Here is an 11,726-nt window from a genome sequence, read left to right on the forward strand (position 1 = left end):
TATGGAGAAATACCGGAATCCGGCGCTGATTTTCCTTATTTTTCTGCTGATCTACGTCCTCGGTTCTTTCAGCAAGGTGCCGTTTGGCGACTGTATGCCGCTTGTTTTGGATACGGAACTCGGTGTTTTTATAAAAAGAGCCACGCCCACCTCGCACTTTCTGTACAGCAATGCAGCCATCTTTATTAAAAACATCACCAACCTCGATGCAATTTTGGTAAGCCGTTATCTCGTGATTGTTGCGGGTGCTTTTGTGGTGATGATGGTGTACAAAACCGTACATCTGCTTACAAAAAAAGATTGGGTTTCCGTAGTCGCGGCTTTCGTGTTCGGTTTCAGTTTCACTTTTTGGCGCAATGCAGAAATTGTGGAAGTGTACACTTTTAATATGGTGTGGATTTCGCTGCTGTTGCATTACCTCATCAAAGTATTCCTGGTCGAAAAAAACCGTGAAACTAATATGGTGCTCGCTGCATTTTTCCTTTCGGTGAGCGTATGGGCACATATTCAGAATATATTTTTTATTCCGTCAGTGCTGCTGATGCTTTTGTATTTTAAAAACCACAGTCGCGCTGCATTGATTTCACTTCTACTGCCTATCCTCAGTTTTGCGCTGATGATTTGGTTGAATTCCAGCCAAAATCTTCCCGCTGAAAGCATCTTTAAATCCGGTGACAAAACATGGGTTTCCGACACATTTAAAAAAGATTTCGTCACCTATCTTAAAGATTTTGTCAAAGCGTTCGGATATCTCCTGTATAATTTCAATTTCTTCACAGTTGCCGGAATATTTGGTATCATCATGCTTTTCCGAACTAACCTTAAACTCTTTTGGGTGATTTCGGCAGCAGCGGTTTTGATATACGGCTTTGCAACTTTTTACGCGGTGACCGACAACTACGTCTTTTTCCTGCCTTTCAACTATATTTTCGCTTTGTCAATCGGGCTTGGACTTTCAAGTTTTCGAAATCAAAACCGCATCGCTCAGTTTGCGCCGGTTTGTGTTTTAATACCTTTGTTTTATCTTTTTACGTATAAAATCGTCTCGGAAATACCCGCAGCTAAGAATTTTGAAGATGCCAAATCATACAAGGGCGGCTTGCGATATTATCTGCTTCCCTGGATGACCGATAACGTTGGCATCTTAGAATTTACAGTTGAAGAACGGACAGCACCGGAAGCAGTGACGTGGATGGTGAAAAGTTCCGAAGAGTACATCAAAATACTGAAAAGTAAGGGTCTGACGGAGGGCGAGATCAAAGCGCGTTAACAAAGCACCGATTTGCGGTCTATAATTGTCGGAATGGTTTTTGGTGCAGATTGAAGTCTAATTTAAAACCAAATCATGAGCTTAATCGATTTAATCACAGGCAGCGCCGGAAACCAGGTGGCTTCGCAAGCCGAAAACAAATTCGGCATCGACAAAAACCAGGTGATTGCACTACTCGCTGTAGCTGCACCACTGGTAATTTCTTATTTAAGAAAAAAATCCCAGGATGACCCCAACGAGGCTGAAGCTTTAAACAACGCGCTGGATAAAGACCATGACGGAAGCATCCTGAATGATCCTGCGCAGGCTGAAGCGCGTCAGCAGGAAGGCGGATCAATTCTCGATCACGTTTTTGGCGGCCAGAAAAACCAGGTAGAGAACCAGCTGTCACAAAAAACCGGCATTTCGATGGACAAGATCGGTCCGGTACTCGCGATGCTTGCACCAGTTATCATGGGATATATCGGCAAACAAAAACAATCAGGCGGAGTCTCTTCCGGCGGTGGTCTTGGTGATTTACTGGGTGGAATCCTCGGTGGCGCGCAAAGCCAGGCGCAAGCCGAACCTTCAAATCCACTGAACGATATTTTAGGAAGTGTACTTGGTGGCGGAGGCAATCAGTCTTCGGGAAACCCGCTTAATGATATCCTTGGCGGTGTTTTGGGTGGCGGCAATTCCGGGAAATCCAGCCAGGGCGGACTTGGCGGAATTCTCGGCAATATACTGGGCGGCCGGTAAATTTTTAAAGAAATAAAAAAAACCGAAGAGTTATTCTTCGGTTTTTTTCGGTTTAGGCTTGTCTGCTGTTTTAGGTTTCGCAGCCTTGGGTTTTACGTCCGTTGGCGGATCTGCATTTTCAGATTTATCATCCGGATAACCTACCTCCTGCCGTACGGCAACTTTAGATTTTTCGTTTTCGTTTTCATCCATTACCGTTACCGGAATCTTCTTTACGGAATTGGCTTTTCGCGGTCGTCGTTTACCATAGCTTCCGGCGGTCACTTTGCCGCGTCTGGATTTCTGATCTCCTTTTCCCATAAATTTTATCTGTTTTTGGTTAATGATTTAACTCAAAGTTAGCGAAATATGCCAAAATCAGACTATTAAAATATCATAAAGTTCTCACCGGCCGCCTTTTCTTCTTTCGGAAATCCCACGGTGCCACGGGCGATTTATCCTTCCACAAACCTATTTTTTTCTTTCGCGCTACCGTTTCGAGTGCGGCATAGTTCGAACTTTTGGAATATCTCTTAAAATGCCAGGCGAGGCCGTTGCGCACAAGTTCTTTCCCCAAATTCTGATTTTTATAAAAAATCTCGGCAATGAGGCGGCCATTCCTGTCGCGTTTGCCTTCGCCAACCACTTTTACGGTTTTTCCGAAACAGAAATCAGCCGCAAACTGTTTGGCTTTCTGACCGTATGGTTGCTTTTTCTCGGGCGTATCAATGTGTGCAAGACGTACAATCAACGGTTTGTTTTCGAAAAGTATCTCCATGGTATCGCCGTCTTTTACACCAATAACTTTTGCCGTGATTTGCTGGCTGAAAATGTTAGGAGAAAAAAGGATTAAGAAGGCGAGAGACAATATTTTATTCATAATTAAATTTAAAAATTTTGCCCAAAACTACTCAAATAATCCCGTTGACAGTCTCCAGATGCAAGTGAACTTTAGGCCAAATGACTTATCTTTGCAATCGAAAAATTCATCATTAAAAAACGCTTAAAACATGTTCCGAACGCATACCAACGGAGAGCTCACGCTTAAAAACATCAATGAAAATGTAACCCTTTCCGGTTGGGTTCAGACCATTCGGGACAAAGGTTTTATGATGTGGATTGATCTCCGGGACCGTTACGGAATTACGCAGCTGGTCTTCGATCAGGACCGTTCTTCTGCCGAATTGATTGAAGAGGCTAAAAAATTGGGTCGCGAATTCGTGATTCAGATAGAAGGAAAAGTGATTGAAAGAGCGAGCAAAAACCCGAACATCCTGACCGGAGAAATCGAGATCTTAGTTGAAAAACTTATTGTTTTAAATGAATCTCAGCTTCCGCCATTTACCATTGAAGATGAAACCGACGGTGGCGAAGAGCTTCGAATGAAATACCGTTACCTCGACATCCGCAGAAATCCGGTAAAAGACAAGTTGATTTTCCGTCATAAAATGGCGCAGAAAGTAAGAAATTACCTCTCTGACCAGAGTTTCATTGAGGTTGAAACACCGGTTCTCATCAAATCTACGCCCGAAGGAGCGAGAGATTTCGTGGTGCCGAGCCGAATGAATCCGGGGCAGTTTTATGCATTGCCGCAGTCTCCGCAAACTTTCAAGCAATTGCTGATGATTGGCGGAATGGACCGTTATTTCCAGATCGTGAAATGCTTCCGTGATGAGGATTTAAGAGCTGACAGACAGCCGGAATTTACCCAAATCGATTGCGAGATGGCTTTCGTAGAGCAGGAAGATGTTCTGGAAATCTTCGAAGGAATGACCGCAACTTTACTGAAAGACATCACAGGAAAAGACTTTGGAAAATTCCCGAGAATGACTTTCGCAGATGCCATGAGAAAATACGGAAATGACAAACCGGACATCCGTTTCGGAATGGAGTTCGTGGAAGTAAAAGATTTAGTGAAAGGAAAAGACTTCAAGATTTTCGATGATGCAGAACTGGTTGTCGGAATCAATGTAGAAGGCGCGGCAGATTACACCAGAAAGCAAATCGATGAACTTATCGATTGGGTAAAACGTCCACAGATTGGCGCTTCCGGAATGATTTGGGTAAAATATCAAAATGACGGTGTCATAACTTCTTCGGTAAATAAATTCTACAACGAAGATGATTTAAAGAAAATCGCAGGAAAATTCGGGGCAAAAGAGGGAGATTTAATCCTGCTGATGTCCGGAAACGAAAATAAAGTAAGAACCCAGCTTTCTGCCTTGAGAATGGAGCTTGGAAATCGTTTGGGATTAAGAAAAGGCGATGAATTTGCGCCGCTTTGGGTCATCGATTTCCCACTGTTGGAATGGGACGAAGAAACGGGAAGATTTCACGCAATGCACCATCCTTTCACGTCTCCAAAACCGGAAGATATACATTTACTGGAAACCGACCCCGGAAAAGCCAGAGCGAACGCTTACGACCTTATCCTGAACGGAAATGAAATCGGCGGTGGTTCCGTAAGAATTTTCGATAAAGATTTGCAGGCCAAAATGTTCAATTTATTAGGATTTACAAAAGAAGACGCAGAAGCACAATTCGGATTCCTGATGAACGCTTTCCAGTATGGTGCGCCGCCACACGCTGGCTTGGCATTAGGTTTCGACCGTTTGGTTGCGATTCTTGACGGTAATGAAGTGATCCGCGATTATATCGCATTCCCGAAAAACAATTCCGGAAGAGATGTGATGATTGATGCGCCTGCGGCGATTGCTGAGGAACAGTTGGATGAGCTTGAATTGAAATTGAAACTGAAAGATTAATTCTACATTACAATCATAAATAGAGGAAGTTTAGCTTCCTCTTTTTTTATAAATATTTTAAGGCAGTTTCGCCACCAGAAATTCGGGTGAAAATTTCAGAATCCAGTAAATGATTTTCCATTTCCAGTTCGGAACTATAGTGAAAGAATTCCCCGCATTGACGATATGTTGAGCAACATAATCGGGCTGCATCATCAGAGATTTATTCAGCGATAAACCTTCATTGATTTTGGTATCGATATAACCGCTCACGATTACATTGACGACAATATTTCTAGAACTTAAATCCTGACGCAAGCCCGAAAGATAAGTTGTAAAAGCCGCTTTTGTGCTTCCATATATATAATTGCTTTTTCTTCCGCGAACTCCGGAAAGCGAGGACAAACCGATGATTCTTTCAAGATTTCTATTTGTAAGATCATTGGCAATAATATTTAAAATTGAAACTGCGCCGGCATAATTCACTTCCATCATCTGGAACGCATCGTCAAAATTATTAACTGCTTCACTATTCTGTCTTAAAAATCCGGCTGCGTAAACAACGATATGCGGTTTTACAGAAAGATCATTATAAAATTTCTGATGAGACGAAAAATCGGAAGCATCAAAGAAAATCACCTGAACCCTATTTTCCAGATGATTTTTTTTGATAAAATATTGAAGTGAAATTAAATCACGCGAAGCTGCCAAAACCGTAAAGCCTTTCTCGGTGTACTGCAAAATACACTGTTTGGCGACATCGGAATTGGCGCCCAGAACGAGAACAGTTTTAGAAATTTCCGGCATTTATCCAATTATTTTGCGCGAAGTCTTTCTTTAATACTTTCTATATTTTTCTTGGCTGAATCTTTCAGAATCAGACTTGCGCTCATGTGAATACGCTCCGGCATAAGGTCATCAAAATGCTCCGTTCCTTCCCAGGAAACTTTTTTAATCAAAGCCAAAGCCTCGGCACTTCTTGCTGAAAGTTTACTGAGGAACATCTCAATCTGCTCGTCCATCGCGAGGATATTAGCCGAAACAGAATGATAGACATCGTGCTTTTCACACCATTTCGCAGTTCGGAAATCGGCATCGACAGACATTGCCGTGTACGCTGACTTACCGATTTTGCGCTCCACATACGGCCCGATAACGAAAGGTCCGATACCTAAATTCAATTCCGTTAAAGCCATCGCTGCATCGTTGGTGGCAAAACAGTAATCTGCTGCACACGCGATTCCTACGCCGCCGCCGGTGGTTTTTCCCTGAACGCGCACGATGACTAATTTTCCGCACTTTCTCATCGCATTAAGGACTTTTGCAAAACCGCCAAAGAAATTTTTAGAAGTTTCCAGTTCTTCAATGGAGAGCAGTTCATCGAAACTTGCACCTGCACAGAACGCTTTTTCCCCGGTTGATTTTAAAAGAATGGCTTTTACCTCAGGTTTTGCGCCTTCAGAAAGAATCGTTTGGGCCAGTTTTTCCAGGATTTCACCGGGTAAAGCGTTGCTCTTTTCGGTACCGAAAGTGATTTCGGAAATTTGATTTTTGATTGCTGTATTTACGAATCCGTTGTTCATTATTTTTTATTTAAGGCAATTAAATATTTGTCTATGTAGAGTTCTTTTTCCTTGCTTTTATACTGCTGAATATATCGTGGATGTTCCAAAACCGTCATTTTACCGAACAGCTTTTCGCGGTCGTTGATTTTCTTTAAAAAAGCGGCATTCTTCACGCCGAGCACAAAAACTTCTGAAGTGTCCAATCCCAAGTCAATATGTTTCTTTAAAGACTCTACCATAAAATCCTCCACACATCCAAAAAGTTTTTTGTCATCATAATAATTGGCATTCAGATAAATGCCGTTTTTGGTATGTCTGGTGATGGCCAACGGGAAAGGTGAATTGATATAAAATTCACTGTAAAACTGTTCCGCGCCGCCAAAAGCTTCGATCATATCATAGATGAAAACAGAAGAAACTTCATGCGTTCGCGCTGATTCCATCTTTATTCCGCAGGCGTTTTCCAGTCTTTTGGTATCGGTAAAAGGAACACCAGTCACTCCCGCTCCATGGCGGCTGGGATTGATTCCGATGATGAATTTTCTGCCTCGATGATCATGGTAGAATTTTTCATAGAATTGCTGCATCACCACCAAAGTCTCGGGATTGTCGAGAAACGGGTTCATCACCTGAAAATCTTTTGGAAGAGTTCCTGTATACTTTAAATTCCTGTTAAATTCTACAACTTTTTCTCCGAAAGTCATTTTAATATGATGTTATCTCGGTAAATTAAATCAGATTAAACTGCTCGAAATGGTGCGTAAAATGCTTTCTGTGGAACAGTTCCATCATTTCTTTGTTCAGCATTCCGAAACGCGGATGAAAATGTTCTGCTTGCGGATTTTCACGGTAATAAATCAGGAATTCTTTTAAAGTTTCCAAAAGTTTTTCTTTGGCTTCCGTTAAATTTTTATATCGAAGTTGCGGCTCTTCACCATCTTTTAAAAGCGGATATTTTGCGCCTGGTCTGATTTTTTGATCGGTGTAAATCCAGTCCTGAAGCAGTTCCAATTTTTCAGCCGGAATTTCAGGAAAGTCAGAAGGCTCCAAAGCACCAAAACCGTTACGCAATACCTCTTCCAAATGTTCCACCATCAATTGAGGTGACATCATTCCGAATTTTCTTTCAGAATTTTCCGTCAAGCCGTTCAGCATTTTTTGGATAGATTTTGCGTGCAGCTGAATGAAAGGTGATTGTTTAGCAACAAGTGTTAAAATGGTAGCAACGCATACAATTTCATCCCGCTGATTCACCACTTCCACCAGCCACTTCACAACACCGGACGGAATATTTCTGCCTTTTACGCCTTTATTAATCTTTTCTTTCGCCGTCAAATAAACCGTAATTGTGTCACCGGCGTAAACAGGCTTGAAGAAACTTGCATTCTCCAATCCATAGTTCGCGATAACAGGACCTTTTTTGCCCGAAACAAATAAACCGGCAGCTGCTGAAAGAATGAAATAGCCATGCGCCACGGTTTTGTCGAAGATAGTTCCGTTCAAACTTGTAGCATCGGTATGCGCGTAGAAATGATCCCAGGAAACATTCGAGAAGTTGACGATGTCAGCTTCTGTAACAGTTCTACCGGCAGTTTCAAGAGAATCGCCGATTTCAACTTCTTCAAAATATTTATTGAATGGATGCTTATCCGAATATTTTTTATCGGCTCCTTGCTGGTAGATTTTTGTGATCGCCGTCAGAATATCCGGCGAACCCTGAATTGCAGTTTTCTGAAGGAAGAAATGGAGCCCGTTCAAACCGCCCATTTCTTCGCCACCTCCGGCTCTTCCGGGACCACCGTGCATCAAAGTGGGTAACGGCGACCCGTGGCCGGTAGATTCTTTCGCGTTATCTCGGTTCAAGACGAAAATCCGTCCGTGAGAGGAAGCCATCTTCCAGGAAGTTTCAGCCACAAATTTTTCATCGTGCGAAACGATAGAGCCGACAAGACTTCCTTTGCCGCGTTTTGCCAAGGCTGCAGCTTCGTAAGCGTCATTGTAAGGCATGATCGTCGAAACGGGACCGAAAGCTTCGACTTCGTGAGAGCAATTTTTCTCAAAAGGTTTATCGTTGTAGAAAACTTTTGGCGACATGAAGGCGCCGCTCTCATAATCAGCATCCACGAGTTCGTGTTTACCATCGTAAACAAGTTCTGTCTCTGCTTTCAGAAGCTTGATTTTCTCCTGCAGAACTTCCATTTCTTTTTTACCAACGATGGAGCCCATACGGGTTTCGCGGTTTAATGGATTCCCGATTTTTGTTTGGTCTAAAGCTTTGCTTAAAGCATTCTGAACATCACCAACAAGATTTTCCGGAACGATAATTCTGCGGATGGCGGTACATTTCTGGCCGGCTTTTGTGGTCATCTCATTACGAACTTCCCTGATGAACAGATCGAATTCCGGTGTGCCCGGTTTGGCATCCAATCCCAAAATGGAAGCGTTAAGTGAGTCAGCTTCCATGTTGAAACGCACAGAATTCCTGGAAACGGAAGGTAAAGATTTCAATTTTCTGCCGGTAGCTGCAGAACCGGTGAACAAAACGGAATCTCCATCCTGAACATAATCCAGAATATTTCCTGGTTCACCGCACACGAGCTGAAGGGCACCTTCGGGGAGAATCCCGCTTTCGATCATATCCGCAAATACGGCGCTCGTAAGATACGAACCCGCTGATGCAGGTTTCACCACACTTGGTACGCCGGCAAGCAGTGAAGTTGATAATTTCTCCATCATTCCCCACACCGGAAAATTGTAAGCGTTGATCTGTACAGAAACACCTTCGCTGGGCGTAAGAATATGCGTGCCGAGGAAAGTTCCGTTCGCAGAAATCTTTTGCGTGTCGCCATCCACCCAAAACGGCGTGTTGGGAAGCATCCTTTTCGCCAGGCCGGAATAGGTGAAAAAAGTACCGAAACCGCCTTCGATATCAACCCACGAATCAGCGTGTGTGGCGCCTGTTTTATAGGAAAGTTCGTAATATTTCTTCTTTCTTTCGAGAAGATAAAGCGCAACTTTTTTCAGCATTTCGCCACGGTCATAGAAAGTCATGGATGACAGGTTTTTGTAACCTACAGTTCTTCCGTAATCTAATGCGTGCTGAAAATCGAGGCCGGAAGTGTCGGAAACTGCGACAAGCTCGCCATTTACGGCGTTATATAATGGAATTTCTTCACCTGACCCTTCGATCCACTGGCCAGCGATATAATTTTTGAGTTTCATCTTAGTTTGATTGAGTTTTCATTTTCTTTATAAGTGTCTTCACGAGGAGGTAGAGCACCACCAAAATCACCACTACATCCAACGTGAATATGGCCGAAATGATGAGGTCGCTCTGCAGATCCTTCTGTTGGAGCGATTCTTTTAATTCTGCTGAAGCGTGTGCGAGAAGTTTGCGGTTCTCAATGCTTTGATTAAGGATATAAACAGCCAGGAAATTGAGGCCCAGCAGCGTGATGAGGCCCAGCGCGAGCCATTTTCTGTGTAAGGTTCGGAACATTAAATTTTATTTGAACGTGTGCTCAGAAAGCCAACATTTGCCGAAAATTGCCACAACCTTGAAATCGCGGTTTTCCTTTTAAAGCTGAACTTTCTGCGTGTTAAGATACTGAAATTTTCAGTTTTTGTGCAGCTGCATTGATGCAGGGATGAGTGTATAGCCTTACAACTCTCATTAAATTTTATTTTATTGCTAATTTTATAAGATATTTTTGAATTTATTAAAGCAAATTAAGTTCAGTTGTCGAATAATCAACAACAGAAATGGCCCCGCATTATTGCGTTGCCATTTCCTGCACTTGCGGAACCATTTCCTGCACTTGCGGAACCATTTGTTGCAGTTGCGGAACCATTTCCTGCGGTTGCGGAACCATTTCTTTCACTTGCGGAACCATTTCTTTCACTTGCGGAAGCATTTCCTGCGCGTGCGGATGCATGTCGTGCGGTTGTGAATCCACTTTTGTACGTTGCGGTGCCCGCGCCCCGGATGGAGCGGCCTGTTTGAGCTCTCCCGGCGACGCCAGGCGCCGGGAAGCGAGTAGCGACAGCCGGAAATGGCGCCCAAAAAAAAATCCCTTCCGATAAAAACCGAAAGGGATGGTATAAAAATTTGCAAAATTTATCTTGCGCTTAGGTCTACATAATCACGTTTTTGCGCGCCCTGGTAAACCTGTCTTGGACGGCCGATCGGGTCGTTGTGCAAACGCATTTCTTTCCATTGAGAGATCCAGCCCGGAAGTCTACCCAATGCGAACATTACGGTGAACATTTCAGTTGGGATTCCTAACGCTCTGTAAATGATTCCGGAGTAGAAATCTACGTTTGGATAGAGTTTACGGCTTACGAAATACTCGTCTTCAAGCGCTACTCTTTCAAGCTGCATCGCGATATCCAACGCTTTGTCCTCAATTCCAAGTGCTGTAAGGATGTCATCTGCCGCTTTCTTGATGATGGTAGCACGTGGATCGAAGTTTTTGTAAACGCGGTGTCCGAAGCCCATCAAACGGAAGTTATCGTCTTTATTCTTAGCTTTCTCAACATATTTAGCAACGTCGCCTCCATCCTGCTCGATCATTTCAAGCATTTCGATCACTGCCTGGTTGGCACCACCGTGAAGTGGGCCCCAAAGTGCCGAAATACCTGCTGAGACTGAAGCGAAAAGTCCTGTGTGAGCTGATCCAACCATTCTTACGGTAGAAGTAGAACAGTTTTGCTCGTGATCTGCGTGAAGGATCAACAATTTATCCAATGCACCGACCACAACCGGATCCAATTCGAAATCCATATTCGGACGACGGAAACACATCTTGTAGAAGTTCTCTACATAGTTCAGGTTATTATCGCCGTGGTTGATAGAAAGACCGAGTTTTTTACGGTAAGTCCAAGCACAAAGGTGAGAGAATTTAGCCAAAAGCATCTCTGCCGCCTCATCCATTTCCTCTTTTGAATTTACATTCACAGCTTTCGGGTTGAATGCTGTAAGTGCTGATGTAAGGGAAGAAAGTACGCCCATAGGATGCGCTGAACGTGGGAATACGTCCAGGATTTTCTTCATTTCGTCTGCGACGTAGTTGTATTTTTTAATTCCACCTTCGAATTTTAAAAACTGATCCTGGGTTGGAAGTTCGCCGTGCAGCAAAAGGTACATTACTTCGCTGAAGTTTGATTTCTCCGCGATCTGCTCAATCGGATAGCCGCGGTAGTAAAGTTCACCGTTGTCGCCATCAAGATAAGTGATGTCGCTGAGGGTTGCGCCTGTATTTTTGTAACCAAGATCGAGTGTGATAAGACCGGTTTGGTCTCTAAGTTTAGAAATATCAATTCCTCTGTCACCGATGGTGCTATCTACAATCGGGTATTCAAAGGAATTTCCGTCGTAGTTGAGTACTACTTTATTATCTGACATTTTAATTTATTTTTTTACGAATTTAT

12 protein-coding genes are annotated in these 11,726 nt (G+C 43.2%); 3 read left to right on the forward strand and 9 right to left on the reverse strand.

All coding sequences use genetic code 11. The annotated features are described in order from the left end of the window. Position 1 precedes the first annotated feature (1 nt). Positions 2-1,270, forward strand: a complete 1,269-nt coding sequence (locus H9628_RS09965) for a protein O-mannosyl-transferase family (RefSeq protein WP_251834004.1) — start codon at positions 2-4, stop codon at positions 1,268-1,270. Between the two features lie 75 nt (positions 1,271-1,345). After that, positions 1,346-2,008 carry a DUF937 domain-containing protein gene (locus H9628_RS09970; RefSeq protein WP_251834005.1) on the forward strand — a complete coding sequence of 221 codons (663 nt, stop codon included), beginning with the start codon at positions 1,346-1,348 and terminating at the stop codon, positions 2,006-2,008. 30 nt (positions 2,009-2,038) lie between these two features. Here the strand turns inward: H9628_RS09970 and H9628_RS11960 are convergent, their stop codons facing one another. Beyond that, complete coding sequence (locus tag H9628_RS11960; RefSeq protein ID WP_317172626.1) at positions 2,039-2,308, reverse strand: 30S ribosomal protein THX; 270 nt, start codon at positions 2,306-2,308, stop codon at positions 2,039-2,041. 73 nt (positions 2,309-2,381) lie between these two features. Further along, entirely contained in the window at positions 2,382-2,867 is a 486-nt protein-coding gene (locus tag H9628_RS09980) for a thermonuclease family protein (RefSeq protein ID WP_251834006.1), read from the reverse strand. Positions 2,868-2,997: 130 nt separating this feature from the next. Here H9628_RS09980 and aspS point away from each other — a divergent pair, with 130 nt between their 5' ends. After that, positions 2,998-4,752: an aspartate--tRNA ligase gene (gene aspS, locus H9628_RS09985; RefSeq protein WP_251834007.1), complete on the forward strand. Its 1,755-nt coding sequence runs from the start codon at positions 2,998-3,000 to the stop codon at positions 4,750-4,752. A gap of 57 nt (positions 4,753-4,809) precedes the next feature. Here the strand turns inward: aspS and H9628_RS09990 are convergent, their stop codons facing one another. The 7 genes from H9628_RS09990 to H9628_RS10020 all read right to left on the reverse strand — a co-directional run bounded on the left by H9628_RS09990 (position 4,810) and on the right by H9628_RS10020 (position 11,700). Then, on the reverse strand, positions 4,810-5,538 hold the full coding sequence (locus tag H9628_RS09990; protein WP_251834008.1) for an SDR family NAD(P)-dependent oxidoreductase: 729 nt from the start codon (positions 5,536-5,538) through the stop codon (positions 4,810-4,812). Between the two features lie 8 nt (positions 5,539-5,546). After that, positions 5,547-6,314, reverse strand: coding sequence for an enoyl-CoA hydratase/isomerase family protein (locus tag H9628_RS09995; RefSeq protein ID WP_251834009.1), 768 nt, complete (start codon positions 6,312-6,314; stop codon positions 5,547-5,549). Next, positions 6,314-7,000, reverse strand: a complete 687-nt coding sequence (locus H9628_RS10000) for an SMUG2 DNA glycosylase family protein (RefSeq protein WP_251834010.1) — start codon at positions 6,998-7,000, stop codon at positions 6,314-6,316. Before H9628_RS10000 ends, H9628_RS09995 begins: the two co-directional genes overlap by 1 nt. Positions 7,001-7,025: 25 nt before the next feature. Then, a complete protein-coding gene (paaZ, locus tag H9628_RS10005) occupies positions 7,026-9,518 on the reverse strand; it encodes a phenylacetic acid degradation bifunctional protein PaaZ (RefSeq protein WP_251834011.1) in 2,493 nt (830 codons plus the stop codon). Between the two features lies 1 nt (position 9,519). After that, positions 9,520-9,795 carry a hypothetical protein gene (locus H9628_RS10010; protein ID WP_251834012.1) on the reverse strand — a complete coding sequence of 92 codons (276 nt, stop codon included), beginning with the start codon at positions 9,793-9,795 and terminating at the stop codon, positions 9,520-9,522. A gap of 274 nt (positions 9,796-10,069) precedes the next feature. Beyond that, positions 10,070-10,252, reverse strand: a complete 183-nt coding sequence (locus H9628_RS10015; RefSeq protein WP_251834013.1) for a hypothetical protein — start codon at positions 10,250-10,252, stop codon at positions 10,070-10,072. A 161-nt stretch (positions 10,253-10,413) separates the two neighbouring features. After that, positions 10,414-11,700 (reverse strand): citrate synthase, encoded by a 1,287-nt coding sequence (locus H9628_RS10020; protein ID WP_251834014.1) that lies wholly within the window; start codon positions 11,698-11,700, stop codon positions 10,414-10,416. Between the last annotated feature and the right edge of the window lie 26 nt (positions 11,701-11,726).

The organism is Kaistella pullorum (assembly GCF_014837035.1).
In the GTDB taxonomy this organism is placed as follows: domain Bacteria; phylum Bacteroidota; class Bacteroidia; order Flavobacteriales; family Weeksellaceae; genus Kaistella; species Kaistella rhinocerotis.